General features: G+C 56.0%; 30 protein-coding genes. 25 read left to right on the top strand and 5 right to left on the bottom strand.

Going from position 1 to position 21,922, the window contains the following annotated elements; translation table 11 throughout:
- Positions 1-55 precede the first annotated feature (55 nt).
- From rplN to rplQ, 17 genes are all read left to right on the top strand, one after another.
- On the top strand, positions 56-424 hold the full coding sequence (rplN, locus tag H1S06_RS02060) for a 50S ribosomal protein L14 (RefSeq protein ID WP_181736710.1): 369 nt from the start codon (positions 56-58) through the stop codon (positions 422-424).
- A 102-nt stretch (positions 425-526) separates the two neighbouring features.
- Complete coding sequence (rplX, locus tag H1S06_RS02055) at positions 527-850, top strand: 50S ribosomal protein L24 (RefSeq protein ID WP_181736708.1); 324 nt, start codon at positions 527-529, stop codon at positions 848-850.
- A gap of 14 nt (positions 851-864) precedes the next feature.
- The gene (gene rplE, locus H1S06_RS02050; protein WP_181736706.1) at positions 865-1,404 is read left to right on the top strand and encodes a 50S ribosomal protein L5; all 540 of its coding nucleotides are present in this window, start codon (positions 865-867) and stop codon (positions 1,402-1,404) included.
- Positions 1,405-1,417: 13 nt separating this feature from the next.
- Positions 1,418-1,723, top strand: a complete 306-nt coding sequence (gene rpsN / locus H1S06_RS02045) for a 30S ribosomal protein S14 (protein ID WP_181736703.1) — start codon at positions 1,418-1,420, stop codon at positions 1,721-1,723.
- Positions 1,724-1,805: 82 nt separating this feature from the next.
- Positions 1,806-2,198 (top strand): 30S ribosomal protein S8, encoded by a 393-nt coding sequence (gene rpsH, locus H1S06_RS02040; RefSeq protein ID WP_181736701.1) that lies wholly within the window; start codon positions 1,806-1,808, stop codon positions 2,196-2,198.
- Between the two features lie 11 nt (positions 2,199-2,209).
- Complete coding sequence (gene rplF, locus H1S06_RS02035; protein ID WP_181736699.1) at positions 2,210-2,743, top strand: 50S ribosomal protein L6; 534 nt, start codon at positions 2,210-2,212, stop codon at positions 2,741-2,743.
- 9 nt (positions 2,744-2,752) lie between these two features.
- Positions 2,753-3,103, top strand: coding sequence for a 50S ribosomal protein L18 (gene rplR, locus H1S06_RS02030; RefSeq protein ID WP_181736697.1), 351 nt, complete (start codon positions 2,753-2,755; stop codon positions 3,101-3,103).
- Between the two features lie 11 nt (positions 3,104-3,114).
- Positions 3,115-3,618 carry a 30S ribosomal protein S5 gene (rpsE, locus tag H1S06_RS02025; protein WP_181736695.1) on the top strand — a complete coding sequence of 168 codons (504 nt, stop codon included), beginning with the start codon at positions 3,115-3,117 and terminating at the stop codon, positions 3,616-3,618.
- A gap of 3 nt (positions 3,619-3,621) precedes the next feature.
- Complete coding sequence (gene rpmD, locus H1S06_RS02020) at positions 3,622-3,804, top strand: 50S ribosomal protein L30 (protein WP_181736693.1); 183 nt, start codon at positions 3,622-3,624, stop codon at positions 3,802-3,804.
- Positions 3,805-3,817: 13 nt separating this feature from the next.
- Complete coding sequence (rplO, locus tag H1S06_RS02015) at positions 3,818-4,252, top strand: 50S ribosomal protein L15 (protein WP_181736691.1); 435 nt, start codon at positions 3,818-3,820, stop codon at positions 4,250-4,252.
- A complete protein-coding gene (secY, locus tag H1S06_RS02010) occupies positions 4,253-5,578 on the top strand; it encodes a preprotein translocase subunit SecY (RefSeq protein WP_181736689.1) in 1,326 nt (441 codons plus the stop codon).
- Between the two features lie 17 nt (positions 5,579-5,595).
- Complete coding sequence (rpmJ, locus tag H1S06_RS02005) at positions 5,596-5,712, top strand: 50S ribosomal protein L36 (RefSeq protein ID WP_007021200.1); 117 nt, start codon at positions 5,596-5,598, stop codon at positions 5,710-5,712.
- Between the two features lie 138 nt (positions 5,713-5,850).
- Positions 5,851-6,207: a 30S ribosomal protein S13 gene (gene rpsM / locus H1S06_RS02000; protein ID WP_181736687.1), complete on the top strand. Its 357-nt coding sequence runs from the start codon at positions 5,851-5,853 to the stop codon at positions 6,205-6,207.
- 19 nt (positions 6,208-6,226) lie between these two features.
- Complete coding sequence (rpsK, locus tag H1S06_RS01995; RefSeq protein ID WP_181736684.1) at positions 6,227-6,616, top strand: 30S ribosomal protein S11; 390 nt, start codon at positions 6,227-6,229, stop codon at positions 6,614-6,616.
- 15 nt (positions 6,617-6,631) lie between these two features.
- Positions 6,632-7,252, top strand: a complete 621-nt coding sequence (gene rpsD / locus H1S06_RS01990) for a 30S ribosomal protein S4 (protein ID WP_181736682.1) — start codon at positions 6,632-6,634, stop codon at positions 7,250-7,252.
- A 25-nt stretch (positions 7,253-7,277) separates the two neighbouring features.
- Positions 7,278-8,282, top strand: coding sequence for a DNA-directed RNA polymerase subunit alpha (locus tag H1S06_RS01985; protein WP_181736680.1), 1,005 nt, complete (start codon positions 7,278-7,280; stop codon positions 8,280-8,282).
- A 38-nt stretch (positions 8,283-8,320) separates the two neighbouring features.
- Positions 8,321-8,716: a 50S ribosomal protein L17 gene (gene rplQ / locus H1S06_RS01980; protein ID WP_181736678.1), complete on the top strand. Its 396-nt coding sequence runs from the start codon at positions 8,321-8,323 to the stop codon at positions 8,714-8,716.
- 111 nt (positions 8,717-8,827) lie between these two features.
- Here rplQ and uvrA read toward each other — a convergent pair whose 3' ends face one another.
- Positions 8,828-11,650: an excinuclease ABC subunit UvrA gene (gene uvrA / locus H1S06_RS01975; protein ID WP_181736675.1), complete on the bottom strand. Its 2,823-nt coding sequence runs from the start codon at positions 11,648-11,650 to the stop codon at positions 8,828-8,830.
- A 192-nt stretch (positions 11,651-11,842) separates the two neighbouring features.
- On the opposite strand from uvrA, the gene ssb reads away from it, so the two are divergent.
- On the top strand, positions 11,843-12,361 hold the full coding sequence (gene ssb / locus H1S06_RS01970; protein WP_181736673.1) for a single-stranded DNA-binding protein: 519 nt from the start codon (positions 11,843-11,845) through the stop codon (positions 12,359-12,361).
- A gap of 305 nt (positions 12,362-12,666) precedes the next feature.
- Positions 12,667-13,545 carry a dTDP-4-dehydrorhamnose reductase gene (gene rfbD, locus H1S06_RS01965; protein ID WP_328515299.1) on the top strand — a complete coding sequence of 293 codons (879 nt, stop codon included), beginning with the start codon at positions 12,667-12,669 and terminating at the stop codon, positions 13,543-13,545.
- 22 nt (positions 13,546-13,567) lie between these two features.
- On the opposite strand, the gene H1S06_RS01960 is transcribed toward rfbD, so the two are convergent.
- Complete coding sequence (locus H1S06_RS01960) at positions 13,568-13,936, bottom strand: SirB2 family protein (RefSeq protein ID WP_255482869.1); 369 nt, start codon at positions 13,934-13,936, stop codon at positions 13,568-13,570.
- A gap of 239 nt (positions 13,937-14,175) precedes the next feature.
- Between H1S06_RS01960 and H1S06_RS01955 the strand changes: the two genes are divergently transcribed.
- Entirely contained in the window at positions 14,176-15,297 is a 1,122-nt protein-coding gene (locus tag H1S06_RS01955; RefSeq protein ID WP_181736667.1) for a 1-acyl-sn-glycerol-3-phosphate acyltransferase, read from the top strand.
- A 39-nt stretch (positions 15,298-15,336) separates the two neighbouring features.
- A complete protein-coding gene (locus H1S06_RS01950) occupies positions 15,337-16,083 on the top strand; it encodes a lysophospholipid acyltransferase family protein (RefSeq protein ID WP_328515298.1) in 747 nt (248 codons plus the stop codon).
- 79 nt (positions 16,084-16,162) lie between these two features.
- Here H1S06_RS01950 and fabB read toward each other — a convergent pair whose 3' ends face one another.
- Both fabB and fabA read right to left on the bottom strand, forming a co-directional pair.
- A complete protein-coding gene (gene fabB, locus H1S06_RS01945) occupies positions 16,163-17,380 on the bottom strand; it encodes a beta-ketoacyl-ACP synthase I (protein WP_181736665.1) in 1,218 nt (405 codons plus the stop codon).
- Between the two features lie 76 nt (positions 17,381-17,456).
- The gene (gene fabA, locus H1S06_RS01940) at positions 17,457-17,972 is read right to left on the bottom strand and encodes a 3-hydroxyacyl-[acyl-carrier-protein] dehydratase FabA (RefSeq protein WP_181736662.1); all 516 of its coding nucleotides are present in this window, start codon (positions 17,970-17,972) and stop codon (positions 17,457-17,459) included.
- Positions 17,973-18,095: 123 nt separating this feature from the next.
- On the opposite strand from fabA, the gene H1S06_RS01935 reads away from it, so the two are divergent.
- Complete coding sequence (locus H1S06_RS01935; protein WP_181736660.1) at positions 18,096-18,713, top strand: thiopurine S-methyltransferase; 618 nt, start codon at positions 18,096-18,098, stop codon at positions 18,711-18,713.
- Between the two features lie 21 nt (positions 18,714-18,734).
- Here the strand turns inward: H1S06_RS01935 and ispB are convergent, their stop codons facing one another.
- On the bottom strand, positions 18,735-19,703 hold the full coding sequence (gene ispB, locus H1S06_RS01930) for an octaprenyl diphosphate synthase (RefSeq protein WP_181736658.1): 969 nt from the start codon (positions 19,701-19,703) through the stop codon (positions 18,735-18,737).
- A 278-nt stretch (positions 19,704-19,981) separates the two neighbouring features.
- Between ispB and rplU the strand changes: the two genes are divergently transcribed.
- The 3 genes from rplU to cgtA all read left to right on the top strand — a co-directional run bounded on the left by rplU (position 19,982) and on the right by cgtA (position 21,922).
- A complete protein-coding gene (rplU, locus tag H1S06_RS01925; protein ID WP_181736657.1) occupies positions 19,982-20,293 on the top strand; it encodes a 50S ribosomal protein L21 in 312 nt (103 codons plus the stop codon).
- Positions 20,294-20,317: 24 nt separating this feature from the next.
- Complete coding sequence (rpmA, locus tag H1S06_RS01920; protein ID WP_181736655.1) at positions 20,318-20,575, top strand: 50S ribosomal protein L27; 258 nt, start codon at positions 20,318-20,320, stop codon at positions 20,573-20,575.
- A gap of 147 nt (positions 20,576-20,722) precedes the next feature.
- Entirely contained in the window at positions 20,723-21,922 is a 1,200-nt protein-coding gene (gene cgtA, locus H1S06_RS01915; protein ID WP_181736653.1) for an Obg family GTPase CgtA, read from the top strand.

Raw genomic sequence — 21,922 nt, 5'->3', positions numbered from 1 at the left:
CCGCGGCTGTATTGAGCGGTTGCGGTGATGGTATATACAGTTTGTGGAGTAGACCATGATTCAGACTGAAACGATGCTTGATGTTGCTGACAACAGCGGCGCCAAGCGTGTGCAGTGTATTAAGGTCCTGGGTGGCTCTCACCGCCGCTATGCTTCTGTTGGCGACATCATTAAGGTGACTGTCAAAGAAGCAATTCCGCGCGGTAAGGTGAAGAAAGGCCAGGTTCTTAAGGCTGTCGTAGTACGTACCCGTAAGGGTGTTCGTCGTCCTGACGGTTCATTGATCCGCTTTGATACCAATTCAGCGGTTCTTTTGAACGCCAACGACGCTCCGATCGGAACTCGTATCTTCGGGCCGGTAACGCGTGAACTTCGTAACGAGAAGTTCATGAAGATCATTTCCCTGGCGCCTGAAGTGCTGTAAGACGGTTTTATTTTGAAACTGTTCTTATGAAAAAACGCCATTCCCGACAGGGCATGGCGTTTTTGAGCATGAGAGGGTAGCAGGAAACGACAAGGTAATATAATGCGTAAAATTCGTCGCGACGATGAAGTCATCGTTATCGCAGGTAAAGACAAAGGCAAGCGCGGTAAGGTTATGCGCGTGCTGCAGGACGATCGTCTGATCGTTTCTGGCATCAACATGATCAAGAAGCACCAGAAGCCGAATCCCATGATGGGTCGTCAGGGTGGTATCGTTGAGATGGAAGCGGCTATCGCGACCTCCAATGTTGCTATCTTCAACCCGCAGAGCGGAAAGGGTGATCGTGTAGGCTTCAAGCTGCTTGAAGACGGCACCAAGGCACGTTTCTTCAAGTCCACCGGCGAACTCGTCGGCGGTGATAAGTAAGAGAGGTTGGTGCAATGTCAAGATTGAAAGCGCTTTACGAAAACGAAATGAAGTTGAAGCTGAAAGACGAGCTGAATAGCCCGAACATCATGGCTGTTCCTCGCGTTACCAAAATCACCCTGAACATGGGTGTTGGTGAAGCTCTCGGCGACAAGAAACAGCTGGAAAACGCAGTTGCTGACATGACCGCTATCGCGGGTCAGAAACCGGTTGTTACCAATGCACGTAAATCCATCGCGGGCTTCAAGGTTCGTGAAGGTTGGCCGATTGGCTGCAAGGTAACACTGCGTGGACAGCAGATGTGGGAATTCCTGGATCGCCTGGTAGATATTTCTATCCCGCGTATCCGTGACTTCCGTGGTCTGAACCCGAAATCTTTCGATGGCCGTGGCAACTACAGCATGGGCGTGAAAGAGCAGATCATCTTCCCGGAAATCGATTACGACAAGGTCGATAAACTGCGTGGTCTGGATATTACCATCACCACCACCGCGAAGAACAACGACGAAGGTCGTGCTCTGCTGACCGCTCTGCAGTTCCCGTTCAAGAAATAAGAAGGGTTGAATAATGGCTAAGGTTTCCATGGTCAATCGCGAGCTGAAGCGTGAAAAGCTGTCTGCAAAATATGCAGGCAAGCGTGCTCAGCTCAAGGCAATTATCGCAAGCCCGAACAGCTCTGAAGATGAGGTTTGGGATGCACAGGTTGCGCTGCAGAAATTGCCGCGTGACGCTAGCCCGGTGCGCAAACAGCGCCGCTGTCAGGTTACTGGACGTCCGCATGCGGTTTACCGCAAGTTCGGTCTGTGCCGTAACCAGCTGCGTGAAGCAGCAATGCGCGGTGATGTTCCGGGCCTGAAGAAGGCAAGCTGGTAAGCTTGCAAATGGTAAGCACGGTGGTCAGGGCAGGCATTCGCCTGCTACCGCACTGCGCTGCACTTAAGAGGACGTTAATAGCATGAGTATGCAAGACACCCTCGCGGATATGTTTACCCGTATCCGCAACGGACACATGGCTGAAAAAGCCCATGTTGCCATGCCGTCTTCCAAGCAGAAAGTTGCAATTGCAACTGTGCTGAAGGACGAAGGCTACATCGCCGACTTCTCTGTTGAAGGTGATGTGAAACCTGTTCTGTCTGTCGAACTGAAGTACTTCGAAGGCAAGCCGGTTATTGAAGAGATCAAGCGCGTAAGCCGTCCGTCTCTGCGTATCTACAAGAACGCAACGGAACTGCCGAAAGTGGCAGATGGCCTGGGCATCGCTATCATCTCTACCAGCAAAGGCGTCATGACTGATCGCTCTGCTCGCAAGGCAGGCATCGGTGGTGAAGTCATCTGCACGGTCTTCTAAGAGGTATTCCAATGTCACGAATTGCGAAGAAACCCGTAGTTGTACCGGCAGGTGTAGAAGTTAAACTGGCTGGTCAGGCACTGGCTGTCAAAGGCAAGAACGGCGAGTTGAAGCTGGACCTGCATCCGTCTGTTGCAATGGAACAGGCTGATGGTCGTCTGGAATTTGCTCCGCGTGATGGTGCCAAGCAGTCGAATGCCCTGGCTGGTACAACACGTGCACTGGTCAACAACATGGTGGTTGGTGTAAGTGAAGGTTTTACCAAAACCCTGACACTGCTGGGTGTTGGTTACCGCGCACAGGCTAAAGGCAAGGTCCTGAACCTGACGCTGGGCTTCTCTCACCCGATCGATTACGAACTGCCCGAAGGTGTATCTGCCGAGACTCCTAACAACACCACTATCATTGTCAGCGGTGCTGACAAGCAGAGTGTTGGTCAGGTGGCTGCAGAAATTCGCGCATTCCGTCCGCCTGAGCCTTACAAGGGCAAAGGTGTTCGTTATGCTGATGAATATGTACGCCGTAAAGAGGCTAAGAAGAAGTAAGGCAGGGTCATGAACGTTAAAAAACAAGCTCGTATTCGTCGTGCGCGTCGTTCGCGCATGCAGATGCGTGAGCAGAGCGTTGTTCGCCTTTGCGTGAACCGTTCTCCGCGTCACATTTACGCGCAGGTTATCTCTGCTGATGGCAGCCAGGTTCTGGCTTCTGCCTCTACAGTAGAAAAGGATCTGCGTGAAGGTGCTACCGGGAATATCGAAGCAGCCAAGAAAGTGGGTGCTCTGATTGCCAGCCGTGCTAAAGAAGCCGGCGTATCCAAGGTAGCGTTTGACCGCTCCGGTTTTAAATACCACGGTCGTGTTGCAGCTCTTGCTGATGCTGCTCGCGAAGGCGGCCTGGAATTCTAAAGGTTTCTATTATGGCAAATCACGAACAGAAAGACGGTGAACTGCAAGAGAAGCTGGTTCAGGTAAACCGCGTAGCAAAAGTGGTAAAAGGCGGTCGTATCTTCGGTTTTACAGCGCTGACAGTCGTCGGTGACGGCAATGGTCGCGTTGGCTTCGGTCGTGGTAAGGCACGCGAAGTACCGGTCGCTATCCAGAAGGCGATGGAGCAGGCTCGTCGCAACATGGTTAGCGTACAGCTGAACGGTCATACTCTGCAGTACCCGGTGAAAGCCCGTCACGGTGCTTCCCGCGTATTCATGCAGCCGGCTTCCGAAGGTACAGGTGTTATCGCCGGTGGTGCGATGCGTGCGGTACTGGAACTGGCTGGTGTGCATAACGTACTGGCCAAGTGCTACGGCTCTACCAACCCGGTGAACGTGGTGCGTGCAACTGTCAATGGTCTGAAGCAGATGTCTGCTCCGGAAGACATTGCAGCCAAGCGTGGCAAAACCGTAGAAGACATCCTGGAGGGTTAATCCATGGCTAACTCTATCAAGGTTACCCTGGTACGCAGCACCATCGGTCGTCTGCCCAAGCACATCCAGACTGTCAAGGGTCTGGGTCTGCGTCGCATCGGTCACACCGTTGAGCTGGAAGATACTCCGGCAGTGCGTGGCATGATCAACAAAGTCAACTACATGGTTCGTGTAGAAGGCGAGTAAGAGGAGTCACCCAATGCGTTTGAATACTCTGCGCCCGGGCGCTGGTTCCAAGCACGCTCCCAAGCGTGTCGGTCGTGGTATCGGCTCCGGTCTGGGTAAAACTTGTGGCCGTGGTCACAAGGGTCAGAAATCCCGCTCTGGCGGTAGTGTAAAACCGGGTTTTGAAGGCGGTCAGATGCCGATTCAGCGTCGTCTGCCCAAGTTTGGTTTCACATCCCGTCAGGCGCGCTATGTAGCTGAAATTCGTTTGAACGAACTGGCTACTGCCGGTGTTGACGTTGTCGACCTGGCTGCGCTGAAACAGGCTGATATTATTCGTGAAGAGATCAAATCTGCACGTGTAATTCTGTCTGGCGAGATCAACAAGGCAGTCACCGTTAAAGGTCTGAAAGTGACCAAAGGTGCACAGGCTGCGATCGAGGCTGCTGGCGGCAAAGTCGAGGCGTAAATGGCTAAACAAGGACAAATACCAGCAGGCATGCAGAGCGGACTGAAAGAGCTTTGGGCTCGTCTCAGGTTCGTTCTGATTGCGATCATTGTTTACCGTATCGGGGCACATATCCCGGTTCCGGGTATCAACCCTGATCGCCTTGCCGCGCTGTTTGATCAGAACCAGGGAACAATTCTCAGTCTGTTCAACATGTTTTCGGGTGGTGCTCTGGAGCGTATGTCGATCCTGGCACTGGGTATCATGCCCTATATCTCTGCCTCTATCATTATGCAGTTGATGACCGTCGTGAGCCCTCAGCTGGAGCAGTTGAAAAAGGAAGGTGAAGCAGGTCGGCGCAAGATCAGTCAATATACCCGCTATGGTACGGTCGTTTTGGCGACCCTGCAGGCGTTCGGTATGGCGGTCGGGCTGGCGAACCAGGGAGTTGCCTTCATGGCTGACTTCAGCTTCTACTTTGTGGCTGTGGTAACTCTGGTGGCAGGTGCTGTTTTCCTGATGTGGTTGGGTGAGCAGATCACCGAGCATGGCATCGGCAACGGGATCTCCATTCTGATCTTCGCTGGTATTGTGGCCGGTCTGCCCGGTGCGATCGGTCAGTCCTTTGAAGCGGCACGTCAGGGTGATTTGAATATCCTGGCGCTGCTGGCCATTGCGGTTTTGGCAATCGCCACTGTCGGTTTTGTAGTGTTCATGGAGCGCGGCCAGCGTCGCATTACCATCAACTATGCAAAACGTCAGCAGGGGCGTCGTGTATATGCGGCTCAGTCCAGTCATCTGCCGTTGAAGGTCAATATGGCGGGTGTTATTCCGCCGATCTTCGCGTCCAGCATTCTGCTGTTCCCGGCTTCAATTGGTCAGTGGTTTGGCCAGTCTGAAGGCATGGAGTGGTTGCAGGATGTGGCATTGGCTCTGGGGCCGGGGCAACCGCTGTACATTTTGCTGTTCGCTACTGCGATCGTATTTTTCTGCTACTTCTACACGGCTATTGTTTTCAATCCGCGTGACGTGGCAGATAACCTGAAAAAATCAGGTGCCTTTATTCCGGGGATCCGTCCTGGTGATCAGTCTGCACGGTATATTGACTCCGTGCTGAGTCGTCTGACCCTGTTCGGTGCGCTTTACATCACGGCTGTTTCACTGATGCCCCAGTTCCTGGTGGTGGCGTGGAACGTGCCTTTCTACTTCGGCGGTACTTCATTGCTGATCGTGGTAGTTGTGGTGATGGACTTCATGGCGCAGGTGCAATCACACCTGATGTCGCACCAGTACGAGTCCCTGATGAAAAAATCGAATCTTAAAGGCGGCGCAGGGCTACTGCGTTAAGCCTAACGAGGTGGATCATGAAAGTACGTGCATCTGTTAAAAAGATTTGCCGTAACTGCAAGATCGTACGCCGCAACGGTTCCGTGCGCGTGATCTGCAAAGTGGAACCCCGACACAAGCAGCGCCAGGGTTAATCCACAGCTGGCCGGGAGTGGAAGCGCGCAGCCTTGATTTATTTTTGATCAGGGTATATCATTGCGCGCCTTCCACGAACTAAAGAATGATTGGTTCTGGTGAGCATCTCCCAGAACACTAAATATGGAGTACATTGAATGGCCCGTATAGCTGGCGTCAATATTCCTGACAATAAGCATGCGGTAATTTCTCTGACTTACATTTTCGGGATTGGCCGCACGACTGCCAAACAGATCTGTGAAGCTACCGGTATTGCACCGAGCACCAAGATCGCAGAACTGTCTGAAGAGCAGCTCGATAATGTTCGTGGTGAAGTTGCCAAGTTGACTGTAGAGGGCGATCTGCGCCGTGAAGTCAACATGAACATCAAGCGTCTTATGGACCTCGGTTGCTACCGCGGCCTGCGTCACCGTCGTAATCTGCCGGTGCGTGGTCAGCGCAGCAAAACGAATGCGCGTACCCGTAAAGGACCGCGCAAGCCGATCCGTAAGTAAGCGATAGGAATTTCCGAATATGGCTAAGCCAGGTAATCGCACACGTAAAAAGGTTAGGAAGCAGGTTGCGGATGGCCTCGCGCACATCCACGCCTCTTTTAACAACACTATCATCACTATTACCGATCGCCAGGGTAATGCTCTGAGCTGGGCGACTGCAGGTGGCTCCGGCTTCCGTGGTTCCCGTAAGAGCACTCCGTTCGCAGCTCAGGTTGCGGCCGAGCGTGCCGGTCAGGCAGCTCTGGAATACGGTCTGAAAAACCTCGACGTGTTTGTGAAGGGCCCGGGACCGGGTCGTGAATCCGCTGTTCGTGCCCTGAACGGCTGTGGTTATAAAATCACAAATATCACGGATGTGACACCGATTCCGCACAACGGTTGTCGTCCGCCGAAGAAGCGTCGCGTTTAATCTGGAGACGGTAATATGGCTCGTTATCTTGGACCTAAGTGCAAGCTGTCCCGTCGTGAAGGCACCGATCTCTTCCTGAAGAGTGGTGTCCGCGCGCTTGATAGCAAGTGCAAAGCAGAAACAGTACCTGGTGTTCACGGCGCCCGTCGCGGTCGTCTGTCTGAATACGGTCTGCAGCTGCGTGAAAAACAGAAAGTACGTCGTATCTACGGTGTGCTGGAACGTCAGTTCCGTGGTTACTACAAAGAGGCTGCACGCCGTAAGGGTGCAACCGGTGAAAACCTGCTCCAGCTGCTGGAAGGCCGTCTGGACAACGTTGTATACCGCATGGGTTATGGTTCTACCCGTGCTGAAGCACGTCAGGTTGTCTCGCACCGTCAGATCACTGTCAACGGTCAGGTTGTGAATATTCCTTCCTACCAGGTACAGGCTGGCGATGTAGTAGCAGTTCGTGAAAAAGCCAAAAACCAGTTGCGTATCAAACATGCACTGGAACTGGCTGCTCAGCGTGCCCCGGTTGAGTGGGTGGAAGTGGATGCTGCGAAAATGGAAGGTACTTTCAAGTCCCTGCCTGAGCGTAGCGATCTGTCTGCCGACATCAACGAGCACCTGATTGTCGAGCTCTACTCGAAGTAATTTTGAACTCTTGACTGGTGGAACTATGCAGCGTTCAGTAAACGAGTTTCTATACCCACGTCATATCGACGTGCAGGAGATTAGCAAAACCCGAGCTAAAGTGACTCTTGAGCCGCTTGAGCGAGGGTTCGGCCATACTCTGGGCAATGCGCTGCGCCGTATCCTGCTCTCTTCCATGCCGGGTTGTGCAATTTCGGAAGTTGAGATTGAAGGTGTACTGCACGAGTACAGCAGCATCGAAGGTGTTCAGGAGGATGTCATTGAGATCCTGCTGAACCTGAAAGGTGTTGCGATTGCTCTGCATAACGGTGAAGAAGCGCTCCTGACTCTCTCCAAGTCAGAGGCTGGTCCGGTGACGGCTGGTGATATCCAGCTGAATCAGGACGTTGAGGTTGCCAACCCGGAGCATGTGATTGCGCACCTCAACCCGGGTCATTCGCTGAACATGCAGCTGCGTGTGACGCGTGGACGCGGCTATGTGCCGGCTGATGCACGTGTGAGCGATGAAGACGAAACTCGTGCCATTGGGCGTCTGCAGCTGGATGCCAGCTACAGCCCTGTTCTGCGCGTGTCCTATGCTGTTGAAAGCGCACGTGTGGAACAGCGCACCGACCTGGATAAGCTGGTGATCGATATCGAGTCTAACGGCACGATCGATCCCGAAGAGTGCATCCGTCGGGCGGCGACCATTCTGCAGCAGCAGCTGGTTGTGTTTGTCGATCTTGAAGATGCTGGCGAACAGACCCGCGCTGAACCGAATGAACCGGAAATTGATCCTGTTCTTCTGCGTCCGGTCGATGACCTGGAGCTGACTGTACGTTCCGCAAACTGTCTGAAAGCAGAGCAGATCTACTACATTGGTGATCTTATCCAGCGTACCGAAGTAGAACTGCTGAAGACTCCTAACTTGGGCAAGAAGTCACTGACCGAGATTAAGGATGTGCTGGCATCCAAAGGTCTGTCGCTTGGCATGCGTCTGGAAAACTGGCCGCCGGCCAGCCTGAAGGGCGATGACAAGGTTGCCTCTTGAGTCTGACTTCGTAACCCTAGTTACAAAGGATTTAGAAAATGCGCCATCGTAAATCTGGTCGACACTTGAATCGTACAAGTGCTCACCGCAAAGCGATGTTCAAGAATATGGCGGTGTCTCTGTTCGAGCACGAACTGATCAAGACCACTCTGCCTAAAGCAAAAGAACTGCGCCGCTTTGCTGAGCCGCTGATCACTCTGGCCAAGACCGACTCGGTTGCTAACCGTCGTCTTGCGTTCTCCCGTACCCGCAGCAACGAAGCTGTTGGTAAACTGTTCAACGAACTGGGCCCGCGTTACGCGACTCGTCCGGGTGGTTACGTTCGCATTATGAAATGCGGCTACCGCGCAGGCGACAAAGCACCCATGGCTTACGTTGAGCTGGTTGATCGCCCGGCTGGCCAGGCTGTAGTTGAAGAATCTGCTGAAGATTAATCACTACCGCACAGCATTTAAAAACCCGGTCCGTCAGGTCCGGGTTTTTTTGTGTCTGTGGATAACTCAGAGAAGCGCTCGGGTACCCGGTCGGGCACCCGAATGTGACGTTCAGTTCAGCAAGGGTTTGAGGAAGCGTCCCGTATGTGAACCTTCCTGTGCCGCAACCTGCTCGGGCGTTCCGGTTGCGATGATCTGACCACCCCCGCTGCCGCCCTCAGGGCCCAGGTCGACAATCCAGTCGGCGGTCTTGATCACGTCCAGGTTGTGCTCGATTACCACGATGGTATTGCCGTGGTCGCGCAGTCGGTCCAGCACGTTGAGCAGTTGCTGAATATCGTAGAAATGCAGGCCGGTTGTGGGTTCGTCGAGGATATACAGAGTCTTGCCGGTATCACGCTTGCTCAGCTCGCGCGCCAGTTTGACACGCTGTGCCTCGCCACCGGAAAGGGTGGTTGCAGCCTGGCCGAGTCGGATATAGCTCAGGCCAACGTCAATCAGCGTCTGCAGGCGACGGGCCAGGGCCGGAATCACGTCAAAGAACTCGCGCGCATCTTCCACGGTCATTTCCAGTACTTCATCTATGCTTTTGCCCTTGTAGGTCACTTCCAGAGTTTCCCGGTTGTAGCGTTTGCCCTTGCAGATATCGCAGGGGACATAGACATCGGGCAGGAAGTGCATTTCCACCTTGATCACGCCGTCGCCCTGGCAGGCTTCACAGCGCCCGCCCTTGACGTTGAAGCTGAAACGTCCCGGTTTATAACCGCGTGAGCGGGCTTCCTTGGTGCCGGAAAAAAGTTCGCGGATCGGCGTGAAAATGCCGGTGTAGGTCGCCGGGTTGGAACGGGGTGTACGCCCGATCGGGCTTTGGTCAATATCGATCACCTTATCGAACAGGTCGAGTCCTTCGATGCGATCATGGGGTGCCGCATCCAGCGTGGTGGCATGGTTCAGCTCTGTGGCTGCAACCGGGTACAGCGTGTTGTTGATCAGGGTCGATTTGCCTGAGCCTGACACACCGGTAATACAGGTCAGCAGGCCCACCGGAATTTCCAGGTCGACGCCTTTGAGATTGTTGCCACGGGCACCTGTCAGCTTCAGTGTCTGCTCGGGCACGGCCGGTTTGCGTTCACGAGGCACTTCGATGCGACGTGTGCCACTCAGGTACTGCCCGGTAATGGACTCGGAAGTTGTCATGATGGTATCGGGCGTACCTGCAGCAATGACCTGTCCACCATGTACGCCGGCGCCGGGGCCGATATCAATCAGGTAGTCGGCCATGCGGATCGCATCCTCATCATGTTCGACGACTATAACGGTGTTGCCCAGATCACGCAGATGCTTGAGGGTTTGCAGCAGGCGTTCGTTATCGCGCTGATGCAGTCCGATAGAGGGCTCGTCCAGTACATACATGACGCCCACCAGTCCGGCACCGATCTGGCTGGCCAGACGGATGCGCTGGGCTTCGCCGCCGGACAGGGTTTCGGCACTGCGTTCCAGCGACAGGTAGTCCAGCCCGACGTTGACGAGAAAGGTCAGACGGTCGCGAATTTCCTTGAGAATCTTGTCGGCAATTTCACCCTGCTTGCCGCTGAGCTGCAGATGCTGGAAGTAGTGCTGCGCCTGGCCAATGGGCAGGCAGACGATTTCGGGCAGGGTCTGTTCGTCGATATAGACATGGCGAGCATCACGACGCAGGCGGCTGCCATGGCAGGATGGGCAGGGCTGCATATTGAGGTACTTGGCCAGATCTTCCCGTACGCTGTCGGATTCGGTTTCCCGGTAGCGGCGTTCCAGGTTGTTGAGGACCCCCTCAAAAGGGTGCAGCTTCTGGACGCGGTCGCCGCGATCGTTGCGGTAAAAAAACGCGACCTCTTCGTTGCCGGTGCCGTCAAGAATGAGGTGGCGATGTTGTTCCGACAATTGTTCAAACGGCGTATCCAGGTTGAAGCCGTAATGATCGGCGACGGCCTGCAATTGCTGGTAGTAGTAGAGACTGCGCTTGTCCCAGCCGCGAATGGCTCCCTGTGCCAGGGGCAGAGAAGGGTCCTGGACCAGCTTGCGCGGATCGAAATACTGGCGTACGCCGAGGCCGTCGCAGGAGGGACAGGCGCCGTGCGGATTGTTGAACGAGAACAGGCGAGGCTCCAGCTCCTGAATACTGTGACCGCAGGCTGGGCAGGCAAAGCGGGCGGAAAACACCAGCTCGTCGAGACCGTCTTCCATGGGGGCGACCTTGGCAATACCGTCAGCCAGTTCCAGAGCGGTTTCAAAGGATTCGGCCAGACGTGTTTGCAGGTCATCACGGACCTTGATGCGGTCGATCACCACTTCGATGTCGTGCTTGCGATTCTTGTCCAGTGCGGGAGCATCATCCAGGTCCACAACCAGGCCATCAATGCGGGCGCGCACGAAACCCTGGGTACGCAACTGATTTAGAACGTGCAAGTGTTCACCCTTGCGGCCTTGTACAACCGGTGCCAACAGCATCACCTTGCTGCCTTCCGGCAGGGCCAGAACCTGGTCAACCATTTGGCTGACGGTCTGTGCAGCGAGTGGCAGGTTGTGTTCGGGGCAGCGAGGCTCGCCGGCTCGAGCGAACAGCAGGCGCAGGTAGTCGTAAATTTCGGTAATGGTCCCCACGGTCGAGCGCGGGTTATGTGAAGTGGACTTTTGTTCGATGGAGATGGCCGGTGACAGGCCTTCGATATGGTCTACATCAGGCTTTTCCATCATGGACAGAAACTGGCGGGCATAGGTGGAGAGTGACTCCACGTAGCGCCGCTGTCCCTCGGCATAGAGCGTATCAAAGGCAAGGGATGACTTGCCCGAGCCGGACAATCCGGTGATCACGATCAGTTGGTCGCGAGGGATGTCGAGGTCTACATTCTTCAGGTTGTGGGTGCGAGCACCCCGTACCAGAATCTTGTCCATTGTTGCTCCGCTGTCCGCTGGCAAAAGGACCATTATAGAGCTTTGCTCTCGGGGGCTGAACCGCGGCTGCATTGATCCTGTCGGGTGTATCGAACGGCCTTACTATCACAACCGGCGGTATGCTATTCTGAGCGTCTGGATACAGCGGCAGGATGCTGCTGGCACGCAAATTGAAAACGGGGGGAGAACGAGATGGCACGTGGTATTAACAAGGTAATTCTTGTCGGCAATCTGGGGGGCGATCCCGAGGTGCGCTACATGCCCAACGGCAATGCGGTGACCAACGTGACACTGGCCACCAGTGACAGCTGGAAGGACAAGCAGACGGGCCAGATGCAGGAACGTACCGAGTGGCACCGGATCGTGTTCTTCAACCGTCTGGCCGAAATCGCGGGTGAATATCTGCGCAAGGGTTCCAAGGTGTATGTGGAAGGTGCTCTGCGTACTCGCAAATGGCAGGGACAGGACGGTCAGGACCGTTACACGACTGAAATCGTCGCCAGTGAAATGCAGATGCTCGATAGTCGTGGTGGTGGTGATTCGGGTGGTTATGCGCCTCAGGGCGATTCCATGGGATATGGACAGCCGCAGCAGCAGGCCCCGCGCCGTCAGCCGCCGCAGCAGCCTCAGCAGTCTGCCCCCCAGCAGGCGCCTCAGGCATCTCAGCCCGCGCCGGGCTTTGACGACTTTGATGATGACATCCCCTTCTGACGGGCAGGCTCCCCGGCAAAAAACAGCCTCCCGTTGACTATTGAGAGCCCCGTTTTTCGGGGCTTTCAGCTTTTTGATCTCGGGCTTCCAGGATGGCGGAAGCGAGTGCATCGAGGCGTCCGTTCCAGAGTCGCTTGTCTGTTCTGGTCAGACAGGGCGAAGGCAATTTTTTTGCACTGCAGCGGGTGTGTAGCGTACATGAATAGGGTATGCTCAAAACAATCCTTACATCCGTTTAAAGCCTGTAGCGCCACTTTCGAGTTCAAGTCAGTATGATCGCCAGCGCGTACACTCTATCAGTCAAAGTGCTTATCATCGGGGCCGCCGGTCAGGTCGGGCATGCTCTTGCCGAATTGCTTGAAAAGACCCCGGGCATTGAGCCGGTGGCCCTGAACCGGCGTCAGCTGGATATTACCTCGAAAGACGACATTCGCCGACAGCTGGATAAGCATCTGCCCGATTATGTCGTCAACTGTGCCGGTTTCAATCGTGTGGATGCTGCCGAACGCCAGGTCGATCAGGCGCTGGCGGTGAACCGGGACGGACCGGGGCTGTTGGCGAGTGCCTGTGCAGAATTGAGTATTCCCCTGCTGCACCTTTCGTCCGATTATGTATTTGATGGTCACTATGCCAGTGGCTACAGTGAAGATGACGAGCCTTCACCGCCTTGTCGCTTTGGCCGCAGTAAATGGGAAGGTGAGGAAAGGGTGCGTCAGCTGCAACCGCAGCATCTGATTTTGCGGGTCAGCTGGATATTCAGTGGCCGGGGGCATAATTTCCTGTTGCGGACGCTGGAGCAGGCGCGTCAGGACAGCGTGCTGGAAGCAGCGGATGACCGCCGTGGTTGTCCCACATCGGCCGATGATGTGGCGCGTGTGGTGCTGGCCATTCTGCGTCAGCTGGCCTGTGGGATTGAAGTGTGGGGAACCTACCATTACTGCGGTGCCGAAATAACCACCAGGTACGGTTTCAGTGAGGCGATACTGGCGGCCGTGCGCCAGTTTGAGGAACTGAAAGTGACTTCCATTCGTGCGGTATCGACGGCCGATCTGCATCCTTTGGCCGAGCGACCGGCTTCATCGGTACTCAAATGCCGCAAGCTGCTGTCGACATTCGGCGTGCGTCAGCGGCCCTGGCGTGTGGAGTTGCAGCGGGTCATTCGCGAACTGTACGGCGAGTCCTGAAGACCCGCCGTGCTTGCGCTGCTCAGAATCCCGGCAGAGGGGAGCGCGTAATGGCAACCGCCAGCACATAGCCGACACTGGCCAGTGCGGCCAGAAAGGCCAGACTACGGATGCGCAGGTTGCGTCCCCGCTTGAGCGCAACGATACCGAAACCGATATAGGCCAGCAGTCCCAATACCTTGGCTGTGAGCCAATGGTGTGTCAGCGGATACTGGGACAGGGTTACCATCAGGCCAATGGCGCTGAGCAGCAGCAGCGTATCGATCACATGGGGCGTGATCTTGAGCCAGCGAGCCTTGAGTGCTCCGGGCCAGGCATACATGCACAGGCCTCGAATCAGAAACAGCGTAATGCTAAGACCCACCATGGTCAGGTGGGTGTGCTTCAGCATGATGTAGGTGTCCAATTTAATCTATCCCCTTAACCGGTATTGGAAGGTGTGGCCCGACGAGGCCACCCGATGCAATGGATCATGTCTAGGCGCACTATAACGGGCCCGAGGGGGCTTTTGAATCTTGAGTGGCCAAATGCCATTGCCGGATGTGGATGGAGAGGCGTGAGCGACTGCAAAAAAAGCCCGTAACAGGGTAAAATACGCGCTTTTGAGCAGCCAGAGACGTTAGCGCGCGCATGAACGCAGACAAACAGGCCACAGATCCATTCCAGTCGATTCGCCCCTATCGTGACTCCGAAGTTGAGGCGGTACTTCAGCGCCTGATTCGGGATGACGAGTGCATTTCGGCACTGACTCGCTACCAATTTCCACGTGCCTTTGGGCCTTTGGGCTGGCTGCTGAAGCCGATGGTGCGTATAGCCGTGGCGGCACGGGTGGGTGATATTGAAAATGTTAATGGCTTCCAGATGATGGTGGCCAACTACATGCAGAAAATGATCTCCCGCACAACCACGCGTGTGAGCTGCTCGGGACTGGAGCGGCTGGAAGCCGGCGAGTCTTACCTGTTTGTGTCCAACCATCGTGATATCGCCATGGACCCCGCATTCGTGAACTGGGTGCGTTATCAGGGCGGCATGTCAACGGTACGGATTGCGATCGGTGACAACCTGTTGAGCAAGCCCTACGTTTCAGACCTGATGCGCCTGAATAAAAGTTTTATCGTGAATCGTTCCGCCAAGGGACGTGAAATGATGACGGCGCTGACCCAGCTATCGGCGTATATCGACCACAGTGTCGTCGAAGGCAACTCTGTCTGGATTGCCCAGCGGGAGGGGCGGGCCAAGGATGGCAATGACCGTACGGATGCGGCGTTGATGAAAATGCTGTACATGTCGCATCGCAAGCAGCGTTCTCTGAACGAGATGGTGGCGCGTTTGAATATCGTGCCGGTATCCATTTCCTACGAATGGGATCCCTGCGATGCGCTGAAGGCGCAGGAGCTGGCGGCGGTGGCCATGAACGGCAGCTATGAGAAGTCGGAGTTCGAGGACATTAATAGCATCGTGCGGGGTATTACCGGAGACAAGGGGGCGGTACATGTGGCTTTTGGCACGCCGCTGGAGGGTGAGTTCGAAACGCCGGAGCAGCTGGCAGCCGAAATTGATCGTCAGATCCACCTGAACTATCGTCTGCATCCGACTAATTTGGCGGCGGCAGGGGAAGCGGTCAGTGACTCGCAACAGCAGGCGTTCGAGGCCCGTCTGGCGGAGGTGGATGTGGAAGCGCGACCGTTTCTGCAGCAGATGTATGCCAATCCGGTCCTGAATCAGAAGCAGGCCGAACAGGAGCTGTCATGAATCGACGGGAATTTTCTGCCCCGGTTGCGGGAGCCTGATGTGAAAAAAAATTACAAGGCAACACCTTTGCTGTTTCTGCGTTCCCTGATGTATTACGCCGGGTTTTATCCCGTGACCCTGGTGTTTTCAACGCTGTGTTTGATCGTCGGTCCTCTGTTGCCGTTTCGGGCCCGGTTCAAGTTTCTCACGCTGATCAACTATTTTTATATTATCTGGTTGCGCATTTGCTGTGGGGTGAAGGTCCGGGTCAGTGGGCGCGAACATCTGCCAAAGGATGGCAGCTATGTGGTGATTGCGAATCACCAGAGTGAATGGGAAACGCTGTATTTTCAGATACTGGTACGGCCGCAGGCGGTTGTGCTCAAGCGCGAGCTGTTGCGCATTCCCCTGTTTGGCTGGGCGCTGGCGCTGTTGAGGCCGATCGCACTGGATCGCAGCAAGCGCCGTGGTGCGCTCAAGCAGCTGCTGGAACAGGGCAAGGCACGTCTGGCCGATGGCATTCCGCTGCTGATCTTTCCGCAGGGGACGCGGGTTCCGGCCGGTGAATGGGGTAAATGGAACAAGGGTGGAGCGATGCTGGCCGTCAGCAGTGAAGTTCCCATGATCCCAGTAGCACATAATGCGGGTCTATACTGGCCAGGGAAATCGTTCATCAAGTACCCGGGTACTGTTGAAGTGGCGATAGGGCCGGCTATTGATACCGGTGGCAAAACAGTGGAAGAGGTGCATGAGACGGCAACGTCCTGGTTGCAGCAGACTATGCGTGACCAGGGCAGTCTGGGCTGATCGTTACGCTGGCAACCGAATACAAAAAAACCGCTCAATGAGCGGTTTTTTTATGCTTGATCACAGCTCGAGCCGTGCTTCAGTCGGTGTACTTTTCCAGCACCAGTGTGGAGTTGGTTCCACCAAAGCCGAAGCTGTTGGACATGACGCGATTCAGCTCGACATTGTCCATGCGTTCGGTGACGACCGGCATGCCTTCCGCTTCCGCATCGAGTTCTTCGATGTTGGCCGATGCACAGATGAAGTTGTTGTGCATCATCAGCAGCGAGTAGATCGCTTCCTGTACGCCGGTAGCACCCAGCGAGTGTCCGGTCAGCGACTTGGTCGAGCTGACTGGCGGCATATCGTCGCCAAAGGTCTGCTTCATCGCTTTCAGTTCCTGGATGTCACCGGCCGGAGTCGAGGTGCCGTGCGAGTTGATGTAGTCGATGGAACCATCGACGGTCGACATCGCCTGCTGCATGCAGCGTACCGCACCTTCGCCGGACGGGGCCACCATGTCGTAGCCGTCGGATGTGGCACCGTAGCCCACCAGTTCGGCGTAGATCTTGGCGCCACGTGCCTTGGCATGTTCCAGCTCTTCCAGAACCAGCATGCCGGCACCGCCGGCGATGACGAAGCCGTCACGGTTGGCATCGTAGGCGCGGGAAGCTTTCTCCGGTGTTTCGTTGTATTTGCTGGACAGGGCTCCCATGGCGTCGAACATGACACTCAGGGACCAGTGCAGTTCCTCGCCGCCACCGGCAAAAACCACATCCTGTTTGCCCAGCTGGATCTGCTCCATGGCGTTACCGATACAGTGTGCACTGGTGGCGCAGGCCGAGGTGATGGAGTAGTTTACGCCCTTGATTTTGAACGGCGTGGCCAGACAGGCGGATACGGTTGATCCCATGGTGCGTGTGACGCGATAGGGGCCCACACGGCGCACGCCCTTTTCGCGCAGAATATCGGCCGTTTCCACAATATCGGCGGAAGAGGCACCGCCGGAACCGGCAATCAGGCCGGTACGGACGTTGGAAACCTGATCTTCGGGCAGGCCTGAATCCTCGATCGCCTGTTTCATGGCCAGGTAGGCGTAGGCGGACGCATTGCCCATGAAGCGACGCAGCTTGCGGTCGATCTGGGCATCCAGGTCGATATCGATGCTGCCGGCCACCTGGCTGCGGAAGCCGAGTTCTTTGTATTCCGGTTGAAACTTGATACCGGAGCGGCCCTGCTTCAGTGAGTCCAGAACTGTTTCCAGGTCGTTACCCAGGCAGGATACGATTCCCATACCGGTCACTACGACGCGTCGCATGTGTAGCCTCTCTTTAAATCTATCAACTAAAGTACAGTCTTATTATAAGGCAGTTCGATGAACCTGAAGTTCAGGATCAAAAATTATCGGTCTGCTTGAACAGGCCAACGCGCAAATCCTTGGCGGTATAAATCACGCGACCGTCAACAGCCAGGGAGCCGTCGGCGATGCCCATCACCAGCTTGCGCTCAATGACGCGCTTGAGCTCGATGTGATAGGTCACCTTGCTGGCAGAGGGCAGTACCTGGCCGGTAAACTTCACTTCGCCGGAACCCAGGGCGCGTCCGCGACCTTCGTTGCCGCGCCAGCCCAGGAAGAAGCCGACCAGCTGCCACATGGCGTCCAGGCCCAGACAGCCGGGCATCACCGGATCACCGGGGAAGTGGCAGTCGAAGAACCAGAGATCGGGACGGATATCCAGTTCAGCAATGATTTCGCCCTTGCCAAACTGACCACCGTCGGTGTTGATGTTGATGATGCGATCCAGCATCAGCATGTTGCCGACCGGCAGTTGGGCGTTGCCCGGGCCGAACATTTCGCCGTGGCCGCATTGCAGCAGCTCGTCGCGTTCAAATGAGGAAGGTCGTGTCATAAGAAACCGTATATCCAGAGGCATTTCATCAATATTTCGGCGATTATACCGGTTTGCGGCCTTTCAGGCACGAGCTGTGTCAGGTAATTTGCTCATCAACTGAGTCAAAGCGGGAGAACAGGTATGGAGCATGCATTCTGGCATGCCCGTTGGCAGGACGGGCAGATAGGCTTCCATCAGGCCGCCATCAATCCTTGGCTGCAGCAGTACTGGTCACGTCTGGGGGTGCCCGGTGACACGTCGGTGCTGGTGCCGCTGTGTGGCAAATCGAGCGATATGCTCTGGCTGCGCGAACAGGGGCATGGGGTGGTCGGGGTTGAACTCAGCGATCTGGCCTGTCGCGATTTCTTTGTCGAGCATGGCGTACAGATCACGCCGGTTGCGGTGCCCGAGGGGCATACTCGAGAGCGGGACGGTATCAAACTGTGGAGCGCGGACTTTTTTGCCTTGGGGCGGGAGCATTGGGGTGACGTAGCGGCGGTATATGATCGCGCCGCGCTGATTGCTCTGCCGCCCGAGTTGCGGCGTGCCTATGCGGCGCACTTGCGGCAGGAGCTATTATCCGGAGTCGAGATGTTGCTGGTTGCGCTGGAGTTTCCGGGGGGAGAAGGGCCGCCGTTTTCGGTAACCGAGGCTGAAGTGCGGCAGCTGTTTGAGCCGGCCTTTACGGTGGTGCGCCTGGATCAGGCCGATACGGGCGCGGCGCGGCGCGAGGTCGTTTATCACCTCACGCGCCAGTAGCCGTTTATGGTGACGCTTTGATCAGCTGGTGCGTTCCAGCGCACGTTCCGCCAACGTGATCAGGGTGTCACGGAAGGAACTGGAAGGCAGAGCGTCCAGCGCCTGAATGGCCTTGTCCAGCTCGCCGCGAGCCTTGTCGCGGGTGTAGTCGATGGCACCGGTGCTCTGGACAATGGCCAGTACCGGTTGTAGATCGTCCAGACCGCCTTCGCGGATCGCGTGGCGAATCAGTTTGCGTTCTTCTTCGCTGCCTACGCGCATGGCATGGATCAGCGGCAGGGTGGCCTTGCCTTCGGCCAAGTCATCGCCCACATTCTTGCCCATGGTCTCACTGTCGGACAGATAGTCCATCAGGTCGTCGACAATCTGGAAGGCGATGCCCAGGTGGCGACCGTACAGGCGCAGCGCTTCCTGTTCGGCAGGAGGCGCGTCGGCCAGAATGGCTCCCACTTCGGTAGCGGCTTCGAACAGCATGGCAGTTTTGCCGAGAATCACCTGCATGTAGGCGTCTTCGGTGGTGTCCGGATTGCGCTGGTTGAGCAGCTGCATCACCTCGCCTTCGGCGATGATAGTGGTGGCGTTGGAAATGACTTGCATGATCTCCAGGCGACCGATGTCCACCATCAGCTGGAAAGAGCGGGAGTGCAGGAAGTCGCCGACCAGTACGCTGGGTGCATTGCCCCATTTGGCATTGGCGGTGGCGTTGCCACGGCGCAAATCGGAGTTGTCGACAACGTCGTCATGCAGCAGTGTGGCCGTGTGGATAAACTCGATCACGGCGGCCAGCGGAATGTGTTGCTCGCCCTGGTAGCCACAGGCATTGGCGCTTAACAGGACCAGTAGGGGGCGCAGGCGCTTGCCGCCGCCGGAGACGATGTAGTGGCCGATCTTTTCCACCAGGGGCACATTGGAGCCCAGGTGGTTGAGAATGTAATCGGTAACGGCATCAAACTGCGGCTCGATCGCCGGGTTTAGCTGGTGTGGCTGCATGATGGGGTTCTGTATATGGACTGAACACCCGCCGCATGCTAGGTGGCGGCCCGAGGAGTGTCAAGTCGGGCGCTGGGAGTTAGCCCCGGATTAGCGGCAAATGTCGGTAAAACGGGCTGTTTTGCTTGCGGAGCTGGGGTGAAATGGAGTAAAATCCCGCGCCTTAAACCTGTCCACCGACGCTCCCTACCATAGGGTGCCAGAAAGCCTCCGGTTTTCGGCCATTAGAAGTAGGTTTCGTATCCAGTAGCCGGGCAGGTTAAACCTTGGAGAAAAGCATGTTTGCAGTAATCGTAAGCGGCGGTAAGCAGTACCGTGTGCAGGAAGGACAGACACTGAAGCTGGAAAAACTGGCCGCTGACGCGGGTTCCAGCATCGAGTTCGACCGCGTTCTGCTGGTCGGCAATGGCGATGACATCAAAGTGGGTGCGCCGGTTGTAGATGGTGCCAAAGTGGCTGCCGAAGTCGTGGCTCATGGCCGTGGCGAAAAGGTCAACATCATCAAGTTCCGTCGTCGTAAGCACCACATGAAGCGTCAGGGCCACCGTCAGTGGTTCACTGAAGTCAAAATTACTGGCATCAGTGCCTGAGTAACCGAATTAGGAGATTGAAGAATGGCTCATAAGAAGGCTGGTGGTTCAACGCGTAACGGCCGCGACTCGGAATCGAAACGCCTCGGCGTTAAGCGCTTCGGCGGCCAGGCTGTTGCAGCAGGCAACATCCTGATTCGTCAGCGCGGCACCAAATTCCACGCTGGCACTAACGTTGGCCTGGGCAAGGACCACACTCTGTTCGCGACTGCTGACGGTGTTGTGAAGTTCGAGACCAAGGGTCCGAACAATCGTAAATACGTGAGCGTCGTTCCTGCATAAGCAGTGAAGGATGATTGCGTTAAAAAGCTCCGCCCAGGCGGAGCTTTTTTCGTTGTAAACCCGGATGATGGCAACTTGTCTGCCTGGGTCCGGTCGAAGGGTGTATGCTGAGGGCGCACCCGGAATGACCAAGAGTTGGAGGTAAAGATGAAATTTGTCGATGAGGCGACCATTACGGTGGAAGCTGGCAAGGGCGGTAACGGCTGTCTGAGCTTCCGGCGTGAAAAGTTCATTCCGAAGGGTGGCCCGGATGGCGGTGACGGTGGTGATGGCGGTTCCATCTTCATCGAGGCCGACGAATCCCTGAATACACTGATCGACTACCGTTTTACGCGGCGTTACAACGCCCAGAACGGGGAAGGTGGCAGCAGTCGCAATTGTACCGGCGCCAAGGGTGAAGATCTGGTGCTGAAAGTGCCCGTGGGTACGACGGTTGTGGATGTGGATACCGATGAAATCCTGGCGGATCTGACAACTATCGGTCAGCGCGAAAAGATTGCGCAGGGCGGGTGGCACGGTTTGGGTAATACGCGCTTTAAGAGCAGTGTGAACCGTACGCCGCGTCAGACCACCAAGGGTAGTCCTGGCGAGCTGCGCAATCTGCGTCTGGAGCTGAAGGTGTTGGCCGATGTGGGCCTGCTGGGGTTGCCCAATGCCGGCAAGTCGACCCTGATTCGCGCCGTCTCGGCGGCTCGACCGAAAGTGGCCGATTATCCGTTTACCACCCTGGTACCGAATTTGGGGGTGGTCAGAACCGAGGCGCATCGCAGCTTTGTGGTGGCGGATATTCCGGGCATCATTGAAGGTGCGGCCGAAGGTGCCGGGCTGGGGATTCGCTTCCTGAAGCACCTGGCGCGTAATCGCGTGCTGCTGCACTTGGTCGATATGGCGCCCTGGGATGATGTGACGCCCGCCGAGGCGGCGCTGACAGCTGTACGAGAGCTGGAAAAATTCAGCGCCACGCTGGCTGATCAGCCGCGCTGGCTGGTGTTGAACAAGCTGGATATGCTGCCGGAAGAAGAGCAGAATGCGGCATGCCAGGCAGTGATTGATGCGCTGTCCTGGGAGGGGCCTGTGTATCAGGTGTCGGCACTGAATAAGACGGGCTTGACGCCACTGGTGCATGATCTGCAGACGTTCCTGGATGCGCGTGCCGAAGCTGTGGCGGAAAATCCTGAGCTGCTGGACGAGGAGCGCCGCATTCGTGCGCTGATCGACGAAGAGGCGCGGGAGAATTTGCAGCGTCTGCGTGCCGAGATGCGGGCCCGTCGCGAGGCGGAAGATGATCTGGATGATGATGACTTCGATGACGATGATTACGACGTCGAAGTGGAGTATGTGCGCTGA

It is taken from the genome of Marinobacterium marinum, assembly GCF_013868415.1.
Lineage (GTDB): Bacteria > Pseudomonadota > Gammaproteobacteria > Pseudomonadales > Balneatricaceae > Marinobacterium > Marinobacterium marinum.
This window is presented reverse-complemented; position numbering and strand designations above follow the sequence as displayed.